Below are 25,947 nucleotides of genomic sequence, written 5' to 3'. Positions count from 1 at the left end.
ATCGGCCTCCAATGGTGCTTAGCTGCCGATCCCGCCCAGGCTGCGGAACAGCATGTAGGCGGCCACGGCCAGCAGGACGAAAGCGAAGATGCGGGTGAGCAGGCCCTTATGATCGGCGAGCCGGATGGCCGTTTGCATGCCGGCCATGCCGCCAGCGACCCCGCCAGCGATGAAGAAGCCGGCCACGCGCCAGTCCACGAGGCCTGACAGGGCATAGTTGAAGGCTGTCGCCGAGCCGAACGCTCCCACCGAAAACAGCGACGATCCGACCGCGTTGAGGATGGGCATGCCGCTGCCGAGCATGATGCCGGGCACAATCAGGAAGCCGCCGCCGATGCCGAAGAACCCTGACAGCAGGCCGGCGAGAAGGCCGATCACCACGAGCCGGACAGCGATTGGCCGCGTGATCCGCACGTCCGGATCGCCGCCGCCCGACTTGCCCCGCAGCATCGAAACCCCGACCACGATCATCACGCCCGCAAACAGCACCAGGAGGTGCTGACCCGCCACCATCTTGCCCAGGGTGGAGCCGACCAGAGCGCCGACGACACCCGATGCCCCGAAGACGAGGGCACAGGGCCACTTCACGGTTCCGGCCCGGGCGTGTTGGATCAGGTTGGCGAAGGCGTTGGCAGCGACCGCCAGCGCGCTCGTACCGATCGCGACGTGCGGGTCCTTCATGCCCACGACATACAGCAGCAATGGTAGGGCCAGGATCGAGCCGCCGCCGCCGATCACCCCGAGGGTGAAGCCAACGAGGACACCGGATATGAGCGTGAGGATGTCGACCAGTGTCATAGTGCAGCTCCGGCCCTAGCCGCACGATAGTGTTCCTGAATGGCGAAGAGGCCCATGCCCACCAGCATCGCCACGATGAACACCAGCGCCGCCGGCGCCCCGAGGCTCAAAGCAACGAGGGCTGGGCCAGGGCAATAGCCGACGAGGCCCCATCCAACGCCGAACAAAGCCGCGCCGGAGAGAAGCTTCTTGTCCAGGGACCGGGACGATGGCCCATTAAACGTGGCTGCGAAAAGCGGAGCCTCGCGCCTTCGGCCGAGTGCAAATCCCAAGGCGGAAACGATGACGGCTGAGGCCAGTACCAGGGCCAGGCTCGGGTCCCACGACGGCGCGGCGACATCAAGAAACGCCAGCACCTTGCCTGGGCTAATCATGGCGGAAACGATCAGGCCGAAGCCGAAAATGAGCCCCGAGGCCAGCGCAATGAGCAGCTTCCTCATTGTCTCAAAGCTCCACGACGTGCCGGGCAACGTACACAGTCGCAGCCGCCGTGATGAGGAAGACGCCGGTCGCGGCAAGCGAGCGGGGCGAAAGCCTCGCTATCCCGCAGACACCATGCCCGCTGGTGCAACCACTCCCAAGCCGAGTCCCAAATCCCACCAGAAGGCCGGCTGCGATCACGCCGGCGACTGGGGCCGGCGACGTGAGGTCCGGCAGCACGCCGCCCGCCGCCCGGTAAAGCAAGGGCGCAGCGAGCAGGCCGACCAGGAACATTCCGCGCCACGCCACATCGCCGCGGACGGGCGCAAGCACGCCCCCGACGATGCCACTGACTCCAGCAATGCGCCCGTTGGCGATCCACAGGAGGGATGCCGAGAGGCCGATGAGCGCGCCGCCCACGATGGCCGAAAATGGGGTGAACCCCTCCATCGTCAGGATTCTCCTTGTTCAGGATCGGCGCCAGCACAAAAGAGTGCGTAGAGTTCCGTCAGGATCGGCAGCACGCGTTCGGACGTGATGCGGTAGAAGATCGTTGTTTTCTCCCGCCGCGTGCCGACCAGGCCCTCGTCGCGCAGCGTGGCAAGGTGGCGGGACAAATTGGATTGTGTCAGCCCGAGGCGTTCGCCCAGTTCGGTTACCGACAGCTCCCCGCCGAGCAAGCTGCACAGGATCATCAGACGGTGCCGGCTCGCCAGCGAACGGAGGAACGCTTCCGCTTCGCCGGCCTTTTCCTCCAGAAGTTCTGGGGACATCTTAACGAGAGAAGGTCGCACGATTGCTCCAGACATCTTATATGCAACATATATGATGGATGAGCGTTCGATCAAGCCAGCTTAGGAGATTTCCCGTGCGCTACTATTTCGCCAGACTATCGCGGCATCCTTCGAGGAAAGTGGTCCTGCGCGCTATTGAAGCGCTAGAGCGTGGGCGACCAATGCCGATCGACAAGGCTGCCGGTGGCGCTTCCAAGCTGCGCTGCGCGCAGGGCCAGATTTAGATGCTCGATCGACGTTCACTGTTGGCCGGCGGAGCGGCACTGTTCGCCACCGCCGCTTGCTCGCGCTCCACGTCTTCCCTCGGCGGGGGCGGTGCAAACCCCCTCCCGATACCACCGCTCTTGGATGCGCAGCCTGGACGATCATTCGCGCTACAGGTCCAGTCCGGAACGACTTCATTCTATCCGGGCCGTCCGAGCGACACGCTAGGGTATAACGGCAGCTATCTCGGACCGACGATCAGAGTGCGTCGCGGCGACGATGTGGCGGTTGCCGTGACCAACCGGCTCAAGGCGGACACGACTGTGCACTGGCACGGGCTTCTGATCCCTGGAGAGCTGGATGGCGGCCCCCATCAGATCATCGCGCCGGGCGCGACCTGGCGACCGACGCTTCCGATCCGGCAGCCGGCAGCGACCCTCCTTTATCACTCACACGTCCATGGGTTGACGGCCGAGCAAGTCTATTCAGGTCTGGCAGGGGCGTTGCTGATAACCGATGACGAAGAGCAGGGCTTGGGCCTCCCGTCAGAATATGGCGTGGACGACCTGCCCCTGCTCATCCAGGATCGCCAATTCGAAAATGGTCGCCTCGTCATGCCAGGCGGCATGATGGTCGCCATGCAGGGCCGGCGCGGCGACACGACCCTTGTGAACGGAGCGGTAAACCCGCTGGCGGCAGTGCCAAACCGGTTGGTTCGCCTGCGGCTCGTCAACGCATCGAATGCCCGGATCTATGAGCTGTCGTTTTCCGATCAACGAAGCTTTTACTGGATCGGAACCGAAGGGGGGCTGCTCGAACGAGCAGTGGCATTGGAATCCATAACCTTGGCGCCGGGCCAGCGCGGCGAGCTTCTCGTGGACTTCACGGACGGCAGGCCCGCCTCGCTGGTAACGGCGGCTGATACCAACAGCGCGATGATGGGCGGCATGGGCATGATGGGGCGTGGCGCCGGGAGGACCGATGCCGCGGCGCCAGCGACCGTGCTGCGGTTTGAGCCGCGGCCGTCGGGACAGGCTCGTGCCAGCGGCGCCGTGCCGACCCTTCTGGCATCACGAACTCGGCCCGATGCCAGCAAGGCGGTGCGCCGTCGCCGACTGATCCTCAACATGGGCATGGGCGGCATGATGGGCTCAGGAAACGGCGGTGGCGGCCTGACGATCAACGGCAAGCCATTCGACATTAATCGCATCGATGAGACGGTGAAGCTAGGCTCCACCGAAATATGGGAGGTGTCTGGCGAAATGATGCGCCACCCGATCCATATTCACGGCGTCCACTTTGATGTTCTCACCCGTGGGGGCGGTCAGCCTGACGTTCTCGACCAGGGGCCGCGCGACACTGTCGTCGTCAAGGAGCCGGTGGAGCTTCTCATCCGATTTGATCAGCCGGCCAAGAGCGCTCCTTTCATGTATCACTGCCATATCCTTGAACATGAGGATAATGGAATGATGGGCCAGTTCAGTGTTGCGTAGGCGGAGGCTCCCACTTCTGAAGAGTTTATGCAGCGTCTACCGTTCAACAGGAGAGCAACGTTGCCAAAAGAGCTTTTGCCGTATTTCTAATCGCGGTAACGATGCTGATGGGCGGCACCTCGCTAGCGGCAGGCCGATGACTGCCGCACATACAGGATCGCCTTGCGCTCGAGATGCTGAGCCCCGATCTTCTCAAAGATCATCGCGCATCTCCTGCAGCTCCGCGACGGGGCCGCCGTCGGCATGGGCGAGAAGCAGGCGCACGATCAATGGCGTCAGCGTCTGCCGCGTCGGCGCGGGCAGAGTCTGCCAACGCGGTGTCTGCGCGATCCCGGAACCGTGGGGCCTGGAGAACAGATCGAACTGAAACGTCATGGACTTGCGCGGCATGGAGACCTCCCCGATGTAAGTCGTGAGAGCCCGATGCTGCGCCTGAAACCAATGAAGCCGAAACCGGCCGCGTCGCCTGCAGCAGCTTCACCAAGGCAACCAGCGCGCCAATATTGACGCGGGGAGCGTGGTCGACACGCATCATGCTGCAAACCGCGCGGTCGAACATCCAGGCTGGGATCTCGAGCCAGCGATCGGCCGCCGATCCTGCGATGCTGCAACGGAAAACGCCGCACCCCGCGCGCTCGACTACTTCATGAATGTAAACCTGAAGCCCGGTCCAGGGATGCCACTGATAAAGAACTTCGCGAACGTCGGTCCTATGGGCGTTCCGTCGTCTCGTTGTACAACACCGTGCGTCCCCACAGCAGCCTCGGCGGCATGGCACCCGCCGAGTTCACCAACCGCCCCCGTCAGGGGAATGAGGACACCGAAGCTAACTTATCAGCGGCCTGAAAACGGGGAGCACGTCATTCGCGGTCCGATATGCTGAATCAAGAAGCTCGACGGTCACCGACCAGGGGCTTAGGTCTTGGTTCAGCGAATGGGGATCACACTGACAATATGGCCACGCAACCCGACCAAATTACTACCGGAGAGGATCACGGTGGCCTCGTTCGTCGTCTTATTGCCCGTTGGCGTGACGATCCTGGCGCAACCTACCGAAGCTGGTTTCTGTGGGACGAACGGTTGAAAAACTTCCGCTCGATCCGGCGTGGTATTGGCCAGGTCGTTGGTGAGATCGAGCGCGGCACGTTCGGCGTCGCCTACCGGGGATCGTCGCTCGAAACGGTCGTTCATTCCGTCGCAGAGCAGCGTCAAATTTTCAAAGGCGCCGACCACGCCTTTCTCTGGAAACCGAAGCTCCGCATACCCGATATCTACGAAAACCCGGAGAACCAGCGGGCGTTCGGTCACTTGCTCGACGCCTGTTCGTGTTGCGACACGGCCGAGGAAATTATTGGCCATATCCACACGATCGATCGCTTGAAGATCAAGGGGCTCGGGCCAGCGGTCGCCAACCTGCTCTATTTTCTTCACCCGACGCTGGTGCCGCCCTTCAACACCGCGATCGTCAAAGGCTACAACGCGCTGACCGGCGCGAAGGTGAAGCTCGGGAGCTGGGAGCATTTTCTGGCGATGCGGTCGGGTGTACTCGACTTGAACGATCGCCACCGCGACCTGCTATCGAACGACCTGGGTGCGATTGGCGGCTTGCTGTTCGACATCGGCTTCGATCGCTACCCGGCCCCTCCTCTCGATGTTAGCGGCGAGGCGCTGGCAAGTTGGGGACAACGGCTTGAGACGGCGCGCGAGGAGGCGCGCACGCTCAGCAAGGCGGCGCTACGCGAAGGCGAGAACGAGCGCACCCATACTGAAATCCAAGCATGGCTTCGCGATCTAGGACTCGCGCTCGGCTATGACGTGTGGATCGCATCGAACGACCGCAGCCGTGCCTTCAATGGATCGCCGTTGGGACATGGGTGCCTTGAGCGCCTGCCCGCCTCCATCGCAACCTCCAAGGGGGCGGATTCCATCCGTCTAATCGACGTGCTGTGGCTTGAGCGCGGCGGCGATCACGTCGCGGCAGCGTTCGAGGTCGAGCATTCGACGTCGATCTACTCGGGCATTGTGCGCATGCTCGACTTGGCGCTGAGCGGCAGCGACCTCCACGCGACCGCAGGGCTGTTTCTGGTCGCACCCGACGCCCGCGAGGCGGATGTCCGCGCGCAGTTACAGCGTCCCGCGTTCAGCCGCGTCGCCGATCTCGACATATCGTATCTTCCCTACGGCGAGCTGGAGAGAAACCGCGAGGCCATCGCCCGGTTCGGCTCGGGGCTGAAAGCGATCAAAGCCATCTCCAGCAAGCTGGCTTGATCGATTGAGGTAAGGGGTACGCGCGCGCGCCGCGTATTTTCAAATGGGCGGGGGCTCAGCTGGAGATGAATGATGCATCAGATCGATCCCGAGATGAAGGCGTGCATGGACGCCTGCCACGAATGCCATGTCACCTGCCTCCACATGGCGATGAACCATTGCCTTGAGGCGGGAGGCCGACATGCCGAGCCGCAGCACATGAAGATCATGGCCGATTGTGCGCAGATTTGCGCGGTCGCGATCGACTTCATGGCGCGGAAATCTGAGCATCACCGGCATATCTGCCGCGAGTGCGCCGAGATTTGCCGGGCGTGCGCGTCGAGCTGCGAAGGGCTGGACGGCATGGAGGATTGCGTCGCCGCGTGTCGCAAGTGCGCCGAGGCTTGCGACAAGATGGCCGCGTAAATGGCCCGAGGGCGGCGCTTTCCCCGCCGCCCTCCCGTTACATTGCGAGCCAAGGCGCGTGAGACGGTGCGATGCACGGTCAGGGTTGCGGCAACGCTTTAGAGAGGGGCGTTGTCTGCCCTGCCGCTAGTAGGCTAGCGGCCCGCCCGCCCGCGGCTTGGCGCGGCGGTTCCAGGCAAACCCGATCACGATCACGGCAAGCATCAGGAGTTGTGCCAGCACCGACTGAAATGTCGGGAACAGGCCCAACATCGAGATACGTGGCACGCTGGCGAGCGGCGCTATGTCGATGATCCCCGCCTCTTGGAGGGCAGCGACTCCCTTACCGGCCAGCACGACCGTCAGAGCGGCCATCAGCCACGAGCTGTAGCGGAAGAACTGCGTAATCGGCAGCGTCCGGCTGTAGCGGAGCATGGCCCAGGCGATGACGGCGAGAAGGCTGATCGCTGCGCCGGCGCCGGCCAGCAGCATCGCGGTGTTACCCTGTGTCGAGAGCGCGGCGTAGAAAAGGATCGTTTCAAAGACCTCCCGATAGACCACCAGGAATGCGAGCCCGAACAGGAACCATCCCGACCCGCTCGATAGCGCCCGTGACATTTTCTCCCGGATATAGCGTTGCCACTGATCGGCTTGGGCCTTGCCGTGCATCCAGATTCCGACCGAGAGCAGCACGATCGCGGCGAACAGCGAGCCGAACCCTTCGGTCAGCTCCCGGCTCGCGCCGCTGATCCCGATCGCATAGGTGGCGACGGCCCAGGTAAGCCCGCCCGCGATGAGCGCCCCGATCCACCCGCCATGCACATAGCGCAAGGCTTCTGGCCGTTCCGCTTTGCGGAGGAACGCGATCATGGCGACCACGATCAAAAGAGCTTCCAGCCCCTCACGCAGCAGGATCGTAAAGGCCCCCAAGAAGGTGGACGCCTGCGTCGCGGCGTCGGGCGCGAGCGCCGCCTCGGCATCATCGAACAGGCCGCCCAGCACTGCCACTCGTTCGGCCACATCATCGGCCGACGTGCTGCTCTCCACAGCGGCGCGATATTCTCCCATCGCGCCTTCGATCCTGGACATGAGCGCCGGGTCGCGCGCCGAGAGCGTCGGTTCGATCGGCTCGAACCCGTCGAGATAGGCGGACAGCGCCAGTTCCTTTGCGCCGCGCCGGTCGCCGCGCCGGAACGCGGCGAGGCTTTGCGCAAGCTTGGAGCGAGCGACCGCGAGCGAGCCCGGGGCTTGTTGCATCACCTGATCGGGGTGGCGCCGCAGATAGGCGAGCACCGCGTCGGCTTTCGCCTGCCCGATGCTGCCCGCAAGCGCGGCGGGGGTGAGCGCGACCAGGGTTTTCAAATCGGGGATCCGCGCCCGCAAGCTCGGCTGGGACTTCCACAGCCGTTCGCCTTCGACCGCTTGCGCGTCGGTCAGGGCGAAGCTGCCAGCGCGGAACGCCAGCGCCCAGCGTTGATCGTTCGGCAGATCGGCGAAGCTCTGCATCGCGGTCCCGTCGATGCCTTGGCTTATCACCTGATAGAGCGCGAACACGCTGCGCTGGCGCGCCCGTTCGGCGTCGGTGAACGCGATCGGCGGCGGGTCGAGTCTGGCAGCGTCAGGCCCATGTCCGTCGCCGGTGAGGCCGTGGCAGGACGAGCAGCTTTGGACGTATAGCCTTGTTCCCATGGCGGGGTCGGGTGCCTTGGCGGGAGCGAGCGGCACCGGATAGGCCTTGAGCAGATCGGCGGCGAGGCCATGCGCGAGTGTCGCGACCTCTCGGGACGATCCCTTGCGGCCGATCACGGCTTCGAGCTGCGAAGCGCTTTGGATTAGAGATTGCCGCTCAGGCGTCGCGGGAAGTGCGCGGAGGCGCGTCGACACCCCAGCGGCGAACTCCGTCATCTCCGCGTATTCGGACGCGCTTATGACCGCGCCGTTGGCGACCGCACCGCCATAATCGACCGCCATATAGTCGAGCAGACGCCAAGCAGTTTGAACATCGCGGGTATCGGCCATCGCCGCAGCGGGGATCAACAGCAGCATAAGCGACGCGACCAGCGCGACCAGAGGTGACGGCATATGGGTGATCGATTCCAAGCTTCACTCGTCGCGGACTATGCGAACAGCTCTCATTAGCAGTATTGGGCAGCGTGCGCGACCACCAATGGCAGGATGATGAACATCGCCGCCGGAGAGCTGGCGGGCGATCGTCTCCGGCGACAAGATCGTGACCGCGAACCCGGAGACGATCGGGGGGGTAGAAAAGCGGCAGCGAAGGCGCGTGACGGTGTGCGATGCACGATCAAGGTTTTCGATGAGGCTAAGCAGTGATTGAAGATACTTTCAGATCACGTACTTGTCCCAGCTTGCATAATGCTCGGCGCTGCGCTTTCCCCTTGGAAAGCTGAGGCCGACGAGCGCAATGCCGGCTACGACCGAGGCCACGGCCCCAAGGTGACCAACGCCGTCGAGGAGGAAAGGCGCGGCCACAAGCCAGGCTCCGAACGCGACGTTGATCAGCCGCAGCGCGCGGGCAACTTCTGCGGTGGCGATGATCGCGACCGTGATGACCAGCGCACCCACAACGTGATCGCTGTTCGCCATACCGCCTTCCGTGCCGAACAGTATTCGGGTCAGCATCAGCAGGACGCCGATGACGATGCTCGCAGTCAGCGTCCATGGCAGGGTCAGTCCCTTCTTTGCGTCCGCCCAGAAGGTGCTTGGCGAGGCCATCGCGTCCGACGCGTCCACCGCTCCCGCCTCTATCGCGTCACCCTGGAAGAAGGTGCGGATCAGCGGTTTGCCTTGCCGGCGCGCCCAGAGAAGGAACTGACCCATCGCAATCACCTCGTCGAGCGCGAAGGGGATCATGATCAGCATGGCGAGCGCGGCGATCAGCGCCAGCGTGCTCCATGTGCCGATGACGATGGGCTGACTGATGATGAAATAGATGCTGATGACGCCGAGCGGGATGACAAGGATGCCGAAGAAGGTCACCATCCACGGCATGGTCCGCCAGCGGTCGCGGGTGCCCATTACCGCCATCAGGATCTCGAGGACATAGCTGACCGTGCCGAGCCCACCATCGGGAATCGGCCAGGCCTTGGACATGTCCGAGGTGATGATCTCCTCGGTGCCGTTGCGTGGATCGCTCAGGGAGCCGGCGAAAAACGGCTCCCAAACGCCGTCAATATGCCCCAGTTGGTAGGCGGTGAGGATGCGCGAGGTGAGAAGGCCGATCAGACCCATGGCGACGATCGGCAGCCGCTGTGCGTCGGTGGATGGCGAATAGGTCCAGCCGGGCGGGATGTTCTTGGGGTCCATCATGCCCGCCATGCTCATGCCCGGCATCATCGGCACGAGCACCGACAGGGCGATCACGGCCGAGCCGATGAGCAGGTTGTTGTTGTACTGAGCGGCGCTCGGGCTCCAGAAGATCAGCGGGGCGAAGAACAGCCAGATGCCGACGAACGCGACCGCCCACTGCGCCCATGTCTTCGTGCGGGCTGACAGGGAAAGTGCACCGAACAGCGCGATGGCGAACCCGCTGACGACGTCGCTGATGGCCAGCGCGTTCGCCCGCCACTCGATCGACGGCAGCCCGCGATCAATAGTTACGAAGCGCGCGGCTTCGCCGACACTCTGCGTGGTCACGGAATCGTATATGAGCGGGCTGGAGGCGAGCCACAGACCGAGACCGATGTTGGCGTAAAGCGCCCAGCGGGCACGGCGCTCATCGCGGTCCATCAAGGCCATGTGATCGCCGTGCCCGCCATGGCCCGACATCGCCGCGCCCGCGCCGCCGGTCTCGTGCCCCATCGCCGCGTGGTCCATCTTGCTGTGGTCCATCCCGCCGTGATCCATACCGGCCATTCCGGCGACTGCCGCTTCAGCTTGGCGGTGGTCCGGCTCCGCAGGTTTGGAAGCTTGATTGTCGTTCCAGGCGACCAGGTTCTCGTTGAGCTTGTTGTTCCGATACCAGGCGCCGGGATGACGCTTCAACGCGGCAACGATCGTCGGCAGCGAGTCGCGAAGATTGTGCTTCGGCTCCCATCCGAGCAGCGAACGCGCGCGGGAGACATCGAGGATATAGTGGTCGTTGCTGCTGTCGATCATCCAGGGCTGGATGAAGTCGTCGCTGCCGAGCGCTTCGTTCTGCAGGATGATCCCGGCTTTCGCGAGCGGCTGCGGAATCCGGATCGTCTTCCAGCCCTCACCGTGGAGCGCCTCGCCGACGATGTCCTGGATCTCGGCATAGCCGGGTGCGTCGGGCTCGCCGATGAGCAGCGGCAGTTCTGACGGCAGTTCGTGCCGCCGATCGACCAGACGCAGCACGGCGTCAGCCAAGTCGTCGCGGTGCACCGATGACTGCGCCGCACACAGCATGCCGGGATAAAAATGCGAAATCAGGCGGTGCTCGTAAATCTGCGATATCTGCTGCGCGAGAAAAGCCGAGCGTCCGTCGTCGTCGTAAACTCCGGCGGCGCGCATATAAACGACGGAGATGTTTCCGTGGCGCTCATGCAGCAATGTCTCGGCGTCGACCTTGGACTGCGGATAGGCCCAGGACGCGCCGATCGGCGAGTCCTCGTTGATGCGCTCGTCGGGTGTGGGGGTCGGCTTATGAACGAGCATCGTGCTGGCGAAGACGAATTGTCCGACTTCGAACGATTGCAGCCCGTCAATCAGCCGGCGGGTGCCCTGCACGGTGACCTTGTCGTAGAGCGGATTGGGGTCACCCGTGATATCATAATAGGCGGCGAGGTGGATCACCGAGGCGATGCGGTTGCCGTACCGTGCGCGCACCTCGTCAAGCGCAACTCGGACCGCTTCGTCTGACCCGAGGTCTATGTCGATCGCCGCCGCGGGCGGCGGTGGGTCGGGAGGGCCGGCGCGATCAAGGCCGACGACCGTGTAGCGCTCGCCGAGCTGGGCAATCAGCGCTGCGGCGATAAAACCGCTCGCACCCGTGATGAGGACGACTTCGCCACCCTGGCCGCTGCCGGCTTCACTGCGTTTGCCATCGGTCATGACTTTGCCACCCTTGTTCATTCATCTCTGAAAACACTGACAGGCCCACCCGGACCAACCCTCTCGCACGCCCAGCTTTGCAGCGCGACGCGGCCTTCCCGCAAGCGCCTGTGGGCGACTTAGGGCGTCGGACACGTAAGCTCAGTCCAAGCGGGGGGTGTCTTGGGAGGCGAGGGTTAAGCCGCGTAAGTGGGTAAAAGAAGGTGGAAGGCCTGAGCGGCGCTTGCGTGGACGGTTGGTCCATAGCGCTTACATGCCCGACGCGGGTGGCGCGAGGGTGCCTAGCCATGCCACGAGCGCCAGGATGCCGATCACGCAGGCTGTCTCGACCGCAAGGCTGACCCGCAGCGCCGTAAGCGCCCCGCCATGGTCGTTCATGGCAATCGAGCGCTCGAAGGCCGGCGTGAGGCGGAACCGATTGAGCGAAGCGAGCCCCAGCATCGCTGCGAACAAAACCAGCTTGGCGAGCAGCAGCAGGCCGTAGAGCGTCGTCCCCAAGGCCGCGAAATTGGCTGGGCCGACGAGCAGCCAGCTGTTGATCAAACCAGTTACCACCAGGGTAACAACAACGAGCGTACCAACGGAGCCAAACCCGTGCAGGGCGCGATGGGTCAGCCGAAGGTGCGCAGCATCGATCTCCTCGGCGCGCCGCGCCATCAGGAGAAGCAATCCGAACAGCGCCCCGACCCACAGACCGGCAGCAAGGAGATGGAGGATGTCCGCAGTGAGGTGAAGCCATCCCGTGCTTCCCTCGCTCGCGGCACCATGCCCGTTCCACGCGAGTGTCGCCAATGCCGCGGCTGCCGCAATCATGGCCATAGCCAGCCATGATGCTCTGCCTCGCGCCAGCAGGGCTGCACCGCCGGCGATGACGAGCGCCACCATACGCACCTTCCAGGCGGTGCCAACCGCCGACCCTCCGAGCAGCGCGGCCGCAGCAGCCTGATCGATCGGCCAGAACGGAGATCCGGCCATCGCCGAGGCCATGAGGATCAGGCCAGCGGCCGAGAGAAGCAACCCGAGCGCCGCGCTTGCCGTGAGCCAAGGCCGCAGCGCGATTGCATCATCGCGCTCGCCAAGGCGAAGGCCGTAGAGGCTGAAGGCCGACAGGCCGAACAGCGCCGCCAGGACCAGGTACAACGCCAAGCGGATGGCGACGGTCGGCCAGTCGAGCATTCGCTCACTTCACCGTGAAATTGTAGCTGCCGGTGATTTTGTGTGTATCGCTAGAGACGACCTGCCAGCCGACGCTGTAGCGCCCACGCGGGAGGCGCTGCTTCGGGGTGATGGTGAGCGTCCGGCCATCGGCGCCGACTGCGGCGCTGCTGGGCATTTTCATGGCCGCCATGCCCGGCATCGCTGCCATGGTAAGGTCGGCCTTGGAGAAAGCCGGCACGAGTTTCTCGCTGAACTGAAGGCTGATCTTCTCGGGGGTCGCGACGGCCGCGTTGGCGGCGGGGCTGGAGGACACCAGCTTCGGGTGCGCGTTCGCCACGCCGCCTGCGAAGAATAAGGCTGCGGCGGCAGTCGTGATGAACAAGCGACGCATCAGGGTAATCTCCATTTCGATTGGGTTCACCTGTATTACGCAGCCGGGCGGGTCACCCCTCACGATCTTTTTCGTGCCGACGCACCGCTCTCGATGAGGGGCCGGCGGTGGCGGCGCGTATTCAGAAGGGAGCATGGGGCGCTTTTCACCGCGTCTCCTCTCGAGACGAACTGTGGCCGCGGGCCTGGACGGGCGCATGCGCGGGGTAATGATGAGGTTGCGATTGACCGATCAAGGCTGGACGGGCGACCCCGAGGAGGTCATCGACTGTCTGATTGTGGGCGGCGGTCCAGCGGGCCTCATGACCGCGATCTATCTGTCGCGGTTTCTCAGGAGCTGCGTCGTCTATGACGCGGCGGCAGGGCGCGTCGCCTCCATCCCGCACTCGCGCAACCTGCCAGGATTTCCCGGAGGCATTTCCGGCGTCGCGTTTCTTGCGCGATTGCAGGCTCAGCTGCGCGAATATGGCGGTACGGTCCAGAGCGGTGAGATCGACGCAATTGTCGCCTTAGGCGACCACTTCTCGGCAACCTGCGAACTGAACATCTTGCGCGCGCGGACCGTTGTCCTCGCGACCGGTGTCCTCAACCGGCGTCCCGAGATGCCCGATGCGATGCATGACATCGGCGTGGCGCGTGGGCTTCTCCGCTATTGTCCGATCTGCGATGGTTATGAGGCCCGGCGGATGAACGTGGCGGTGCTCGGCGGCAGTGGTCATGGCGCTGAAGAAGCTGAATTCCTGAGGGCTTATGGGGCCAAGGTCACGCTTCTGGCTGAGCGCTCGCTCGATCTCGGGCCGACCGAACTTGCCAAGCTGAACCAGCAGGGCATCGATGTCGCCCCCTCGCCTGTCGAGCAGCTGCGTCTTGGCGACTGTGTCGAGGTGCGGTTGGCCAATGGCCTGGAGCTGCAATTCGACACGCTTTACCCTGCGCTCGGCTCGTCGCCTCGGACGCGGCTTGCCACTTTGCTGGGCGCGAAGCTCAGCAAATTAGGGTGCGTGCTGACCGATGCCCACCAACAAACCTCGGTTGATGGCGTGTACGCAGTCGGCGACGTAGTAGAAGGGCTCGATCAGATCAGCGTCGCAGCCGGGCAAGCGGCAATCGCTGCGACTGCAATCCATAATCTGTTGCGCGACCGCGACAGCGGATTGTCGTCCGCCATCGCCGGGCTGTATCCCGCTCGGAGCGTACCGCCGACGTAGTGGGAGCCACTGGCGGTGCACCGAGCGAAAGCCGCCAACAAAGCGCTGATCGCCGGCTCGCTTGTCATCTTCTTCGGCTGCTTCGCGCTTATTCGTATCCACACGACGATCGGCGACACGGCCTTCCTCCGTTCGATGATCCCGCACCACGATCCCGAGGCTTGCGCGGGAGTGCATCGAGACAGTGTGCTATTACCAGCGTCGGGGGTTGCTCGACACGCCCTAGCGGGGCCGGGCTCGCCGGCGGCATCCGACGCTATGCTTGAAAAGGCCTACGGCACGAAGGTCGGCGCTGCCGCATTTCGTCGCATTCTCCTTCGCAGCGCGCCAACACGCGACCGGCTACTAAGCGTCGGGGCCCCTCAGAACGCCAAGTGGTTTATTCCGCCGTGCATGAAGGTTCCGCCGAGGAACCCCTGGATTGAGATCGCGAGTGTCATCAGGCCAAGCACCGCCCAATACAACGACCGCGACCGCTCGGGACCCTTGCGGTGGCGCGCTGCCATCCAAGCCAGCGCGACGCCGAAGACCGCGATCGATGTCCCGAGCCAGCGATGCGTCATCAGGATAGGGTTGCGGTCGGTCAGGTAGAACCCGCCTGCGAACCAGCCCAGGAACGCCGCCACGATCGCTCCCAGCGCGCCGACGACCAGCATTATGTGTGCGACATGCTGATAATCCCGGTTGCGGCGCCACAACCCGAACAGCTCCACCCCGAACGCACCGATGAACAGGGCGATGGGAAAATGAATGACCATGGTATGCACCCGGCCCAGCCAGCTCACAAGCCGTTCGCCGAAAGTCTTGTTCTTGTTGGCGGTCTCCTCGTGCATGCCGCCCATGTCCATGTCGTCGCCGGCGATGTCGCGGCCGCCCATGTTCATGTCCACGGTCGACATAGAGCCCATGCCCATGTGGCCGTCGCCAGCGTCCGCCCCATCTGCTTTCTGCGTCTCGGCTGCGCTGCTAGCGGCCGGCCCGGGACCGGCCCCGAGCGCATCGTGATCTTCGTGCGCCGATGCCGACGTGCTTACTGAGATTGCAACCGCAAGGAGTAGAGCGAAAGCCCCGCCTCGTTTACCGCCCATCACCCAACCCCTTGAACCGTGTTGTTTCAATCCAGTTTACGCACGCCGCGCCTTCTTCCCTCACCTGCCCAGCTTCCTTTGTGAAACTTTCCGTCTGCTCTTCAAGACGGACTGGACGCCACAGCTACGCTGGCTGCGGCGACCGCGTCATGCCACTCCGCCAAAAAACATCGACCGATCAGCTGCCGTGGCGGGCGAACAGGCGGCGGCCGCTGGGACCAAAGGCGACCACGTCATAGGCTTGCGCCTTGACGCCCGGCACTTCCATTCCTGGCGAGCCGAACGGCATGCCGCCGACCGCGAGGCCTCGCACGCCCTTGGGCCGGGTCGAAAGAGCCCGCTTCATGTCGGCGATCGGCACGTGGCCCTCGAAAGCGATGCCATCGGCGATTGCGGTGTGGCAGGACGAGACGTCCGCGGGAACGCCCGCGCGCTTCTGCAGCGCCGGGCGGTTGGGATCATCGACGACGCGCACCTGACGGCCGAGCTGCTGCTGCACCTGCGCCGCCCACTTGGCGCAACAGCCGCAGCCGGGGTCGCGGTGCATAACGATCGGGGTAGCCGCGCTGGCGGCAACCGGAACCAACAAGGCTGCGGCAGTAAGCGCAAATCGCAACGCTGACTTCATGGAAAAATCTCCTTGGTCGTTCCTCCCGTCTCCTCGCTGGGGGCGGGAGGAACGAGGCTTATTACTGAGGACGCTTGCCCATCGACCGGAGCATCGCCTGGAGTTCACCGATGCTCTTGTTCTGCTCGGCAATCGATTTCTGGGCCATTTGCCGGGTCTTCGCATCGGGCGACTCCCGGAGAACGATCTGCGACATGGCGATCGCACCGCGGTGATGCTCGATCATCTTGCGGACCCACGTCTCGCTCGCATTAGCGCCCTTGGCCTTCATCATCTTTTCGTGCATCGCCATTTCGGCGGGCATGAAAGGCGTGTTCATGCCAGGCATGTTGTCGTGGTTCATGCCTTGCATTTTCGAATGGTCCATGCCCTGCATCTGCTGCTGAGCCAAAGCGGGGCTCGCCGACGTCGCGGCCAGAGCCAGAAGTGTTACTGTCTTGAACATCGACTTCTCCTTCTTGACCTCAGCCAACCCGACAAGACTAGTCGGCCTCAAAACCATGTGCGAATGCCCAGAACTAGGCTGGTCGACGCCGCCCCCTGGCCTTCGGCGCGTGCGAAGCGAGCCGTGTCCCCGAAGCTGCGGTCGTACGATATGCCCACATAGGGCGCGAACTCGCGCCTGATCTCGTAGCGGAGACGCAGACCGAGTTCGGCCGTGGAAAGGCCTGAGCCGATGCCGATTTCCGGCACGTCCTGCGCGGCGAAGTTTAATTCGGCGCGGGGCTGAAGGACTAGCCGCTGCGTGATCCGCTGATCGTAATAGCCTTCCAGGCGCCCGAGCAGGTCGCCCTTGTTGGACAGGAATAGCGCGCCCTCGACATCGAAGAAGCCGGGTGCCAGCGTTTCGAAGCCGACCGACGCATAGACGCGCGAGGGGTTGGGCTTGAAATCGTAGCGGACGCCAAGCTGTATATCGGTGTATGGGCCAATGGCGCGCGAATAAAGCGCCTGTACCTCCGCCGCTTCCAGACTTCCCCCGATATTCCCTTCGCCCTCGGTCTTGAGCACCAGCCGGTTGATATCACCCCCATACCAGGCACTGCCGTCCCACCGGTAACCATCGCGACCGTCCCGGATCTGGACTTCAGCCAGATTGAATATGACCTGGGAGAAATTCTGCCCGCCGTGCATCGACCGCAGATGCTGCTGCGAATGCGCCATGGCAGCGGCAGAGTAGACCTGGTCCGCGGCCCGATCCGTCGGGATGGGCGGCGGCGGAGCGGTGCCGGCCTGCAGGTTGGTGCCGATCATCGCCGCGCCCGTGGCTGAGGGCATGCTTCCCATGTCGTGTCCCGGCATGCCTTGCATCGCGCCCGAACTCTGGCCCATTCCCGGCATCGATCCATGGTCCATGCCTTGCCTGGTGCTTGGCTGGCCGGAGGCGGCACCGCCGGAGGCACTTGGCATGGCCGACATGTCGTGCGCGGTATTGGGGTTGGGGTTGGCTCCAGGCGTATTCATGCCCGGCATGGTCGTCATGTCATGACCGGCGTGAGGATCGGCAACGATCGTTGCAGGGGCCGGAGGCTTGGCGGGCTGATTCGCAGCGGGCTTGGCCCCCGATCCCGTTTTCGCGGGCGGTGTCGATCTAGCGGCGGGCTTTGGGGACGCTTTGCGCGCGACGGGCTTGGTCGCTGCGGGCTTCTTGGCGGCCGGCTTTTTAGCGGCCGGCTTTTTCACCGCTGGCGTATTTGACGGCGGCATCTTCATGCCCGGCATATTGGAATGGTCCATCTGCGCGGCCACCGGACTTGCGAGGCCAAGTGCCGCGCCGCCAGCGATCAAGAGGAACTTAGGCTGCATCGCGGTTCTCCTCGCCCATCGGGCGAACCGTCACGACACGCATCATCCCCGCGGTCATGTGATAAAGATTGTGGCAGTGGAACGCCCAGTCGCCGGGCGCATCGGCCGTTACGTCGAATGTCATCTTACCGCCGGGCGCCACATTCACCGTGTGCTTGCGAGGCGCGAAGTCGCCATGTCCGGTCACCAGCTCGAAGAAGTGGCCGTGCAAATGAATTGGGTGCGGCATCATCGTGTCATTGACCAGGGTGACGCGCGCGCGCTCGTCCTTGCGGAACGGGATGGGGTCGGCAGGGTCGCTCATCTTCTGGCCGTCAAAGCCCCACATGTAGCGCTCCATATTGCCCGTCAGGTGGATCTCCAACTGACGCGACGGGGCGCGAACGTCCGGGTTGCGGTCGAGCGCGACAAGATCGCGATAAGTGAGCACGCGATGATCCGCGTCCTCCAGCCCCTGCGGCGGCTCGCCCGTGCGGTCCTTCGGCATCGGCGAGATGGTCTGCACTCCCGGCCCCATCTTGACGCCGGGCGCGTTCTTGGGGTTGCGCATGTTCATGTCCATGCTGCCGCCTGACCCATGATCCATCCCGGCCATGCCGCCGCTGCTCATCTGACCATGGTCCATGCCCGCCATCCCGGCAGCGCCCGCCGCCATTTGGCTATGGTCCATCCCTGGCATAGCGCCGCTCATCTGGTCGCCCCCCATCCCAGCCATGCCGGCCATCGCAGCGCCTACCGCCTTCGTTCCGTGATCGGTGGGCTCTTTCCACCCGGTGAGCTTCCACAGGTTGCGCGAGGCATTCTGCATCAACGTGGGATCCGGCCCGCGCTTTGCGACCGGGTTCTCGTCCGCCATACCGGACATCCCCTCCATCCCGCTCATGTCCATGCCCATGTCGGTCATGGTCAGCAACGTGCGCGGGCGGAGCGGCGGGACCGGGGCGATCATGCCCTCGCGCGGGGCCAGTGTCGCGCGCCCCATGCCGGATCGGTCGATCGCCTCGGAAACGAAGCTGTAGGCGCGGTCCTCGGGCGTCACGATCACGTCGAAGGTTTCCGCGACGCCGATCTGGAATTCGTCCACGGTTACCGGCCGGACGTTCTGGCCGTCGGCCTGCACCACCGTCATCGGCAAGTCAGGGATGCGCACGTTGAAGTTGGTTTGCGCCGCAGCATTGACGATGCGCAGCCGAACCCGCTCGCCCGGTCGGAAGAGGCCCGTCCAGTTGTCGTAAGGGCCAAAGCCATTGACGAGGAAGGTGTAGGTCGACCCCGTAACATCCGCAATATCGGCCGGGTCCATGCGCATCTTGCCCCATTCCATCCGATCCTTGAGGCGCATCTCGCGGCCGGCGAGCAGCCCGCTCAGCGTCGGGCGCTGATAGTTGAAATAGGCGCCGCCCATCTGCTTGAGCTTGCGGAAAATTTCCTCGCCCGTCATTTCGCTATGGTCGGAGAGGACGATCACATGCTCGCGGTCGAACGCGATCGGGTCGGCACCGGCCGGATCAATCACGATGGGTCCGTAGAGCCCTGCCTGCTCCTGTTCGCCCGAATGGCTGTGATACCAGTAGGTGCCCGACTGCAAGATCGGGAATTCGTATACGAAGGTCGAACGCGCCTTGATGCCAGGGAAGCTGATGCCGGGCACGCCGTCCATTTGGAACGGCAGAATGAGCCCGTGCCAGTGAATCGAGCTATCCTCGTCGAGATTGTTGGTCACTGCGAGACGGACGTTCTGGCCCTCCTGGAGGCGGACGAGCGGTGCGGGCACGGTGCCGTTGACGCCGATTGCCGGCGTCGTGATCCCGTCCATGACGAGCTTCATCCTGTCGATCGTCAGCGCGATGTTTGTGCCCGACACGGTCGGCAGGGGCCTGGCGATGCCGCGCGACACAGGTTGCGCCCAAGCCGGCAGGTAGGCCGACATGGCCAGCGTGCCGCCAAGCATGGCGGTTCCGCGCATTACGTCGCGCCGGTTTAGATTGCGGCTCATGCCTTTCCTTCGCTCCAGTTCAATGCTTGCGGCCGGCGGCGGGGGGGGGGGGGGGGGGCGCCGACCTTATCTTTCATTACGCGCAAATAGGCTCATCCCCTCACGCGAAGTCGAGAATTTTCGATAATCTTTCACGCGCACGCCGGAGCCGCGTCTCCACGGCCTTTCCGCTGATCCCCAGCGCGGCGGCGGTTTCCGCCTGGGACAAGCCCTCCACGGTCCGCAGCAAAAGCGTCTCCTTGAGCGTGGCCGGCAGCTCGGACACCGCGCGCGAAAGCCGCGCGAGCTCTGCGCGATCGAAGGTGATGGCGTCGGCACCCGGTGCCTCGTCCCGCTCACTCTCCATGGTGTCGGGCGGCAGCGAAGAGGCGAACGATAGTATCTGGCGTATGCGCCGCCGCCTGTGCCAGTCGCGGCTCTTGTTGATCGCCACGCGGGTCAGCCACGCAGCGAGCGGCCGATCTCCGTCATACTTTCGCAAGTTCTGAAAGGCGGCCACGAAGCATTCCTGAGTGAGGTCAAGCGCCTCTTCGGCGTCGCCGATATGCGAGCGGATCAGGCGGTAGACCGGTCTTTGGTGCCGCCGCATGATCTCAGCGAACGCAGCCTGACGTCCGGCGAGCGTCAAGGCGGCGAGTTCGCCGTCCGTGCAGGCCGCGAGATCAAGGCTCACCGCGCGTCTGCGGTCAGCGCCTTCACCACCGCGCGGTCAAACGTCCTCGCCTGGTCGGGCCGCAGGATCTGCCGCATCGCGAACATATGGTTCAACGTCTCCTTCTGGAGCTCACCCATCGCGCCGTGCGAACGATCGACGGCGGCCGCGACCTGCGGCCCGTTACCATGTTCGGCCTCGATGGCGGCGGCGAGCCGGGCGTTGTCGGCTCTGAGTTCCAGCTCCAAGGCACGCCTTCGAACGGTGAAGTGAGACTCCAGCATCTGGAGCTTGGTCTGTTGAGCTTCGTCCAGCTCGAGCCCGTCGTGGAGCAAGCTGTGAAGCTCAACGCCCGGGCTTGGCGGGGAGGGGAATAACTCACGTCCAGCCCACACGCCTGCGACCGCCGCCACGAACGCGACGATGGCGATCAGCATCGTCCTCCGGGCGCCGCTCGTCACTGGAACGCGAGTAAGGTCGAAGGCGCTAGCGGCATGGCAGGCCCGAAGGGTGTTAGCGTCGGCACCTGCGCAGTCGTCGCTGCGGACGACAATCCGCCGCCCACCACTCCCAAGGCGACTGCGCCTAGCGCTGCCAGCATGCCGGATCGCAGCGTAACTCCGCCGCCCGCGCGCCGCTCCGCCGCGATCAACCGCATGACATCGCCTTCCAGTTCAGCAAGCCGTGGATGAAGCGGTTGCTCGGCAAGGCGGCGCAACGCGCTGTCTAAATTCATGTCCATGTTCATTCCTCCGCCGTCCTCACATCCATTACGCACGGCCGGTGAACACCCCTCGAGTCCGAAGCGAGCGAATGTCACACACCCCCCGGACGCGGCTGCGCACTCTTCCATTGCGTCCAATCGCTGGCAGCTCGCTAGACAGGCCGGGCAAACGCGTCCCGCTGTTCGAATTCCCTGTTTTATGGGAGGTCAAAATCGGTCGGATGACACGCAGACCGGCAATCGATGCGGTTCCGCGGCCTCGCCGTCGCAGAACCCCCGTTCAGAACGATGAGGGCGGCCCAATCGGGCGGCCACGCCTTGATATCAACCCACCCCCAAGGCCGGCCTGAGGCCAGTGAACGGGCTGGGGCGACGGCGCGATGTTTGCTATTTCCGATGACGTTAGCGTTCAAATTGCGCGGGCACGGATGAGCGCGTCACCGAGTCGAGCCTGGTAGCTCGTTGAGGGGACGGCACTTACCCTGCGAAAAGCGCCCGAGCAATCCTTGACGCCCCACATTTCAAATGCCCTGACCGCCGTCTTTTCCTCCAGCTGGAGCTAGAGTCCGGCCTGACGGTGAGGGTCGCGTCGTTCGTCTTTCCCGGCGTTCTGGCGGCATTCGCCGTCGTGCTCAGCCTGGGTTTGTCCCGAAGACTCTGGAAAGCCCGTCCGGTGCCCGCCACCGGATCAGGTACATAAGCCGGACCGCGGAGCCGACTTTAAGCCCGCAGGACAGCGAGAGGGAAACGGCTTAGGATATGGGGGAAAGGGGCAAAAGGGTGCCGCGGACGGCTCCGCGCGCCTGGTAAGCTTCGACTTCCGAGCTGAGACGAGTTCCCGGCGTAAGGTGCTTCCGTCCCGTCTTCACGCGAGCTGCCGAGACTATTCAAACCCGGTTCAGCACGTTCGGCGCACACATCTCTCCAGCCCGATCGGCCACTCGCGGTACGACGAGCGTAGTTGTGGAGAAGGAACATGTTCAAGCTCGCGATCGCCGGATTGGCACTCATCGTAGCCGCACCGGCCCTCGCCGAACCGCCGGCCCATGCCGGCCAATCCAACGGCCATGGGTATCAGAACCAGAGCTACTACAGCCAAGGCTATGGCTATGTTGAACCGCAGGGTCACGGCCGAAGTTACGGCTCTTACCAAGGCCAAGGGCATAGCAGTTACGGTAACGGTTATTCCAATTACGGCAACTATGGCTACGCCTCGAACCGGCACGCCCGTCGGGACTACCGCCGGGAAGTACGTCATGCGCGTCGCGACGCGCGCCGGTACAACGAGCATGGTTACAACCACTAGGATGCACAACGGCGCGGGCCACCGCGCCGTTGTCACTTCTGAAGAGTGACAACGCGTCTGACACGCAAGAGTACGGAGAAGGTCGCGGGCGTGCGGCTTTAGGCAATCTTTGCTCTGACACCCGCAATTAGGAGCCTCCGCGCCACTTCGAGAGCCACGCCGAAAACTAGGTGCGAGACAAAGCCGCGCAGGTGCGTCGAAGCCGCGACCTCCGAAGCGGGGGGACTAAAGCCCAACGCCGGCATCGCCATCTCGTCGGCGACCAGCGACACCGCCGCTCCGTAGGCGGTTCCGAACCCAGCGCTGGTCTCTGGGCGAACCTCCACCGCGGCTCCGTAGAGAGCGCCGAGAAACACCCCAAAGCCGTAATGAACAGCTGCTCCCGCAGGCTCACGATATCCCTCCGGTACCGGTTTCCCTACGGTAGCTTCCGTTACAGCGTCGGCCACCTTGACGGTGTTGGGCTCGTCTCCGACATCCCTATCGCCCGAAGCGGCTTTCCAGGCTTCGTGGAACTCGGACATTACCCACGAGGCCACCAACCCCGCCGCCGCGCCCGTCACAGCGCCTTCGATTACGCGCTCTGTGTTCACATCCATCTCTCCGGCGCCTTGTCTAAAAGCTCATTCTAACCGTCGCTCGCACTGTCATCGGCGCACCGGGCATGATGTTGTTGTCGTTGTAGGCGGACGAGAAATAGTTGCTGTTGAGGAGGTTCTCGACGTTGATTTGCGCCTCGATCTGGGGGGTGAGCTTGAAGAATGCGGCGGCATCGACGCGGGTGAAGGCGGGCAGGATGGCGGTGTTGCTGATGGACGTGAAGCTCCTCGACTGGTGATAGACCCCGACCCCGGCCCCAAGGCGAGGGGTGAGGTCGTAGCGGGTCCACAGCGAAGCCTGCTGTTTGGGAACCAGCGGAACCTCGCGCCCGGCCGGGGCGGCACTCGTCGTTTTGCGAATTGTCGCGTCCTGCAGCGCATAGCCCGCGCTGATCTGCCACTGGGGTGTGATCGCGCCGCTAAGGCCGAGTTCGAGCCCTTTGCTGCGCTGCGCGCCCGTGAGCACCGTCCGTGCGGGGTCATTGGGGTCGGCCGCGCGGGTGTTGGTGCGGTCAAGCTGGTAGATGGCGGCGGTCAGGTTCAGCGTCGGGCGGATATCCCATTTGAGGCCAAGCTCGTAATTGTCGAACCTCTCCGGCTCCAGCGCGGCGCTGGTGACATCGAGCGATGAGAATTGATCCCCCGACTGCGGCAGGAAGGACCGGCTATAGCTGGCGTATATCGAGACAGGTTGCACCGGCTTGAGCACCACGCCCACTCGGGGAGACCAAAGCGTGTCGGTCCGGCGATAGCTCTGCCCGGCAACCAGGTCGTCGACGTTAAGCGTGAAGCGGTCGCGGCGAACGCCGCCGATCAGATCGACATGGTCGCCGATCGAGATCTGGTCCTGCACATAGAAGGCGGCGGCGTCGGCGTTCGTGCGGATTGACCGGTAGCCGGTATTGGGAGTGGTGCGCAGCGTGACCGGCGGCACCGTGATCGGGTCGGCCAACCCGACAAAGACGCGCCGCCCCCCGTTGACGATATCACCACCCCCGAAAAAGCCGTTGATCCGCTGGTTGCGCGTGCGCTGGTCGCTAATTTCGAAGCCAGCGAGCAGCACGTGGCGGACGGGTCCAGTGGTGACCCTCCAAACAAGGTCGTTCTGGTTGAGCAGGTTCTTGCGTGTCGTGGGATCGCTATACGCTTCGAGGCCGACGCTCTGGACGCCGCCGCGCGACGTGACCGGGGTGACCGGAAAGGCGTTCCGATAGAGCTTGTCGTAATCACCATACAGGACCCGACTGGTCAGGGTCAGATTGTCGCTGAAGCGGTGCTCGACGCGCCCATTCAGGACCTTGGCCTCGAAATCGCTGACGTTGAATCCCGGCACACCGAAGAAGGTGTCGCGGGCGCCGGTGAGCGGGCGTGACGGGCTCGTCAGCGAGCCCTGAACGGCCGAGGGGACGCCTCGGTCGATCGTTCGCTTGTCGCTGTTATATTCGAAGCCCAGATCGATCCGAGTCGCACCGCCGAGCGAGAGCGCGACGGTCGGGTTGATCGCAACCCGGCGCCCGTCATAGAAGTCGCGATTGTTTCGGAACTCCTCGTAAACGGCGTTCATCCGGGTGGAGACGGACTCGCTGAGTGGCTGACTGATGTCGGCGTCGACATACCATGCGCCATATGTGTCCGCCGAACCGCTGCCGCTGATGAAGGCGTTGGCGACAGGGCGCTTGGTGACGCGGTTGATTACGCCCCCGCCGCCGCCGCGCCCGAAGATCATCGCGTTGGGACCTTTCAGAACCTCGATCCTCTCTGCATTGTAGAGGCCGCGATAATATTGCACGTCGTCCCGCAAGCCATCGACGAAGAAGTCTGCGGTGCTGCTGTTCCCGCGCAGGATGATCTGATCGCGGTGGCCCTCACCTTGAGAGATCACCGCGCCGGGGACATAGCGCAGCACGTCGGCGATCGAACGCATCGCCTGGTCGTCGATTTGCGCCTCGGTGATAATCGAGACCGCTTGCGGGACGTCGTTGAGATCGGTCGGTGTGCGGGTGGCGGTGCTGCTCGCATCGACCTGATAGCCGTCCCGGACGCCGGTCACGATGATCGTTTGCGATGTGCTGCCGGGTCCCGATAGCAGCTGGTCCTGGGCCATTGCCGGGACGGTGAGCAGCCCGAAGCCGAGCACAGTTCCGATACCAAGATTTCTCACAGTCAGCCCTTTTGCGAATCTTTCTCAACCAACGCAATAGATGATTTGAGAGTGCGTCGCAATAGCCCTTCGGGGTGGTCGCTGTCGGGCCCGTTGGCTTGCTCTCTAAAATATGAGGCCAGCGAAACGGACTACGGCAATGTTACGAAGCCCGACGAGATCACTTATCAGAGCCTGAGTTGGCTTTGCCGTTGCATTACGCCGAACGTCCTCAGCCATGACATGGAAGAGAGCCGAGCCAGTGACGCTCACCGGACGACGATCTTGCCTTTCATGCCGAAAATCGAGTGCATGAAGTGCGAACAATGCACGTCGTAGGTTCCGATCCGGTTGACAACCAGGCGCACGTCCCCGCTTTCTCCGCCTCCCAGATCGACCTCACCCTTGTTGATCGTCGACCGGCTGGCAGGGTCAATAGTGGCTTGCTCGAAAAAGGCCTTGGCGACAAAATTGTGGCCGCCCCCTGCCGTGTTAACAAAGCGCAAGCGGTAGGGAGCACCGCGTTGAAGCGTGATCGTGGCTGGAACGAAAGCGAAATTCTTCATGTCGATTTCGATCGTCCGGGCGTTCAACCAGTTCGGCGATTGAGCAAAGCCAGGCCCCGCGAGAAGAAGGCCGCAAACAGCGAGGCTTAGCGAGCGCATCGAACATCCCCATTACAAGCGTATCATAGCACGGATTGAGCCGCAGGCTCTTTTGGCCGTTCAAAAGCTGCATCGAAGCGAAAATCCCGAGAAAGGGTGAGGATCAGCGTGCAATAGGCACCCCCTTCGTGGGGTGATCGGCGTGCAAAAAGGACCCCTTCATCCCGGGGATTTAGTCGGCCGACTGGTTTT

Annotated in this window: 25 protein-coding genes and 1 pseudogene; 6 read left to right on the top strand and 20 right to left on the bottom strand. The window is 63.7% G+C overall.

Annotated elements, in window-relative coordinates:
• Positions 1-18 precede the first annotated feature (18 nt).
• Genes J2X38_RS22360 through J2X38_RS22345 form a run of 4 tightly spaced genes read right to left on the bottom strand, consistent with a single transcriptional unit; the run spans position 19 to position 2,012 of the window.
• Positions 19-798, bottom strand: a complete 780-nt coding sequence (locus J2X38_RS22360) for a sulfite exporter TauE/SafE family protein (protein ID WP_089216930.1) — start codon at positions 796-798, stop codon at positions 19-21.
• Positions 795-1,238 (bottom strand): DUF6691 family protein, encoded by a 444-nt coding sequence (locus J2X38_RS22355; RefSeq protein WP_054725928.1) that lies wholly within the window; start codon positions 1,236-1,238, stop codon positions 795-797. Before J2X38_RS22355 ends, J2X38_RS22360 begins: the two co-directional genes overlap by 4 nt.
• A 4-nt stretch (positions 1,239-1,242) precedes the next feature.
• Positions 1,243-1,668, bottom strand: a complete 426-nt coding sequence (locus J2X38_RS22350) for a YeeE/YedE family protein (RefSeq protein ID WP_054725925.1) — start codon at positions 1,666-1,668, stop codon at positions 1,243-1,245.
• 2 nt (positions 1,669-1,670) lie between these two features.
• On the bottom strand, positions 1,671-2,012 hold the full coding sequence (locus J2X38_RS22345) for a helix-turn-helix transcriptional regulator (RefSeq protein WP_235600759.1): 342 nt from the start codon (positions 2,010-2,012) through the stop codon (positions 1,671-1,673).
• 224 nt (positions 2,013-2,236) lie between these two features.
• Here J2X38_RS22345 and J2X38_RS22340 point away from each other — a divergent pair, with 224 nt between their 5' ends.
• A complete protein-coding gene (locus J2X38_RS22340) occupies positions 2,237-3,709 on the top strand; it encodes a multicopper oxidase family protein (RefSeq protein ID WP_058818194.1) in 1,473 nt (490 codons plus the stop codon).
• Positions 3,710-3,901: 192 nt separating this feature from the next.
• On the opposite strand, the gene J2X38_RS22335 is transcribed toward J2X38_RS22340, so the two are convergent.
• Positions 3,902-4,099 carry a hypothetical protein gene (locus tag J2X38_RS22335; RefSeq protein ID WP_058818195.1) on the bottom strand — a complete coding sequence of 66 codons (198 nt, stop codon included), beginning with the start codon at positions 4,097-4,099 and terminating at the stop codon, positions 3,902-3,904.
• 564 nt (positions 4,100-4,663) lie between these two features.
• Between J2X38_RS22335 and J2X38_RS22330 the strand changes: the two genes are divergently transcribed.
• Positions 4,664-5,977: a hypothetical protein gene (locus J2X38_RS22330; protein ID WP_058818196.1), complete on the top strand. Its 1,314-nt coding sequence runs from the start codon at positions 4,664-4,666 to the stop codon at positions 5,975-5,977.
• Positions 5,978-6,046: 69 nt separating this feature from the next.
• Positions 6,047-6,382 (top strand): four-helix bundle copper-binding protein, encoded by a 336-nt coding sequence (locus J2X38_RS22325; RefSeq protein WP_231735705.1) that lies wholly within the window; start codon positions 6,047-6,049, stop codon positions 6,380-6,382.
• A gap of 126 nt (positions 6,383-6,508) precedes the next feature.
• Here J2X38_RS22325 and J2X38_RS22320 read toward each other — a convergent pair whose 3' ends face one another.
• From J2X38_RS22320 to copC, 4 genes are all read right to left on the bottom strand, one after another.
• A complete protein-coding gene (locus J2X38_RS22320; protein ID WP_310257599.1) occupies positions 6,509-8,443 on the bottom strand; it encodes a cytochrome c/FTR1 family iron permease in 1,935 nt (644 codons plus the stop codon).
• A 264-nt stretch (positions 8,444-8,707) separates the two neighbouring features.
• Complete coding sequence (locus tag J2X38_RS22315) at positions 8,708-11,395, bottom strand: vitamin K epoxide reductase family protein (protein ID WP_058818197.1); 2,688 nt, start codon at positions 11,393-11,395, stop codon at positions 8,708-8,710.
• A gap of 249 nt (positions 11,396-11,644) precedes the next feature.
• Positions 11,645-12,571, bottom strand: a complete 927-nt coding sequence (gene copD, locus J2X38_RS22310) for a copper homeostasis membrane protein CopD (protein WP_058818198.1) — start codon at positions 12,569-12,571, stop codon at positions 11,645-11,647.
• A 4-nt stretch (positions 12,572-12,575) separates the two neighbouring features.
• Positions 12,576-12,944 carry a copper homeostasis periplasmic binding protein CopC gene (copC, locus tag J2X38_RS22305; protein ID WP_030541571.1) on the bottom strand — a complete coding sequence of 123 codons (369 nt, stop codon included), beginning with the start codon at positions 12,942-12,944 and terminating at the stop codon, positions 12,576-12,578.
• 223 nt (positions 12,945-13,167) lie between these two features.
• Between copC and J2X38_RS22300 the strand changes: the two genes are divergently transcribed.
• Together J2X38_RS22300 and J2X38_RS22295 are read left to right on the top strand one after the other, a co-directional pair.
• Positions 13,168-14,151: an NAD(P)/FAD-dependent oxidoreductase gene (locus tag J2X38_RS22300; protein ID WP_231728232.1), complete on the top strand. Its 984-nt coding sequence runs from the start codon at positions 13,168-13,170 to the stop codon at positions 14,149-14,151.
• 24 nt (positions 14,152-14,175) lie between these two features.
• Positions 14,176-14,301 (top strand): annotated as a pseudogene (locus tag J2X38_RS22295) (DUF305 domain-containing protein); the annotation flags it as partial.
• A gap of 212 nt (positions 14,302-14,513) precedes the next feature.
• Here the strand turns inward: J2X38_RS22295 and J2X38_RS22290 are convergent.
• From J2X38_RS22290 to J2X38_RS22255, 8 genes are all read right to left on the bottom strand, one after another.
• The gene (locus J2X38_RS22290) at positions 14,514-15,050 is read right to left on the bottom strand and encodes a DUF2231 domain-containing protein (RefSeq protein ID WP_030541569.1); all 537 of its coding nucleotides are present in this window, start codon (positions 15,048-15,050) and stop codon (positions 14,514-14,516) included.
• Positions 15,051-15,417: 367 nt separating this feature from the next.
• Positions 15,418-15,867 (bottom strand): DUF411 domain-containing protein, encoded by a 450-nt coding sequence (locus J2X38_RS22285; RefSeq protein WP_046407136.1) that lies wholly within the window; start codon positions 15,865-15,867, stop codon positions 15,418-15,420.
• A 61-nt stretch (positions 15,868-15,928) separates the two neighbouring features.
• Complete coding sequence (locus tag J2X38_RS22280; RefSeq protein WP_405053484.1) at positions 15,929-16,339, bottom strand: DUF305 domain-containing protein; 411 nt, start codon at positions 16,337-16,339, stop codon at positions 15,929-15,931.
• Positions 16,340-16,359: 20 nt separating this feature from the next.
• Positions 16,360-17,673 carry a copper resistance protein B gene (locus J2X38_RS22275; RefSeq protein WP_058818200.1) on the bottom strand — a complete coding sequence of 438 codons (1,314 nt, stop codon included), beginning with the start codon at positions 17,671-17,673 and terminating at the stop codon, positions 16,360-16,362.
• Positions 17,663-19,669, bottom strand: a complete 2,007-nt coding sequence (locus J2X38_RS22270) for a copper resistance system multicopper oxidase (RefSeq protein ID WP_030541566.1) — start codon at positions 19,667-19,669, stop codon at positions 17,663-17,665. The genes J2X38_RS22275 and J2X38_RS22270 overlap by 11 nt, the downstream gene beginning before the upstream one ends.
• 100 nt (positions 19,670-19,769) lie before the next feature.
• Positions 19,770-20,342 carry an RNA polymerase sigma factor gene (locus J2X38_RS22265; RefSeq protein WP_004212943.1) on the bottom strand — a complete coding sequence of 191 codons (573 nt, stop codon included), beginning with the start codon at positions 20,340-20,342 and terminating at the stop codon, positions 19,770-19,772.
• Positions 20,339-20,758, bottom strand: coding sequence for a periplasmic heavy metal sensor (locus J2X38_RS22260; protein WP_030541565.1), 420 nt, complete (start codon positions 20,756-20,758; stop codon positions 20,339-20,341). The genes J2X38_RS22265 and J2X38_RS22260 overlap by 4 nt, the downstream gene beginning before the upstream one ends.
• A 20-nt stretch (positions 20,759-20,778) precedes the next feature.
• Entirely contained in the window at positions 20,779-21,069 is a 291-nt protein-coding gene (locus tag J2X38_RS22255) for a hypothetical protein (protein ID WP_231727568.1), read from the bottom strand.
• 952 nt (positions 21,070-22,021) lie between these two features.
• Between J2X38_RS22255 and J2X38_RS22250 the strand changes: the two genes are divergently transcribed.
• Positions 22,022-22,351, top strand: a complete 330-nt coding sequence (locus J2X38_RS22250; RefSeq protein ID WP_125458964.1) for a hypothetical protein — start codon at positions 22,022-22,024, stop codon at positions 22,349-22,351.
• Positions 22,352-22,449: 98 nt separating this feature from the next.
• On the opposite strand, the gene J2X38_RS22245 is transcribed toward J2X38_RS22250, so the two are convergent.
• The 3 genes from J2X38_RS22245 to J2X38_RS22235 all read right to left on the bottom strand — a co-directional run bounded on the left by J2X38_RS22245 (position 22,450) and on the right by J2X38_RS22235 (position 25,755).
• Complete coding sequence (locus J2X38_RS22245) at positions 22,450-22,950, bottom strand: DUF1440 domain-containing protein (protein WP_066551370.1); 501 nt, start codon at positions 22,948-22,950, stop codon at positions 22,450-22,452.
• 16 nt (positions 22,951-22,966) lie between these two features.
• A complete protein-coding gene (locus J2X38_RS22240) occupies positions 22,967-25,111 on the bottom strand; it encodes a TonB-dependent siderophore receptor (protein ID WP_231728233.1) in 2,145 nt (714 codons plus the stop codon).
• Between the two features lie 248 nt (positions 25,112-25,359).
• On the bottom strand, positions 25,360-25,755 hold the full coding sequence (locus tag J2X38_RS22235; protein ID WP_197411996.1) for a cupredoxin domain-containing protein: 396 nt from the start codon (positions 25,753-25,755) through the stop codon (positions 25,360-25,362).
• Between the last annotated feature and the right edge of the window lie 192 nt (positions 25,756-25,947).

Origin of the sequence: Sphingopyxis sp. BE235, from assembly GCF_031457175.1 — a bacterium.
GTDB lineage: Bacteria > Pseudomonadota > Alphaproteobacteria > Sphingomonadales > Sphingomonadaceae > Sphingopyxis.
The sequence above is the reverse complement of the archived record's forward strand: the minus strand, read 5'-3'. Positions and strand labels throughout refer to the sequence as shown.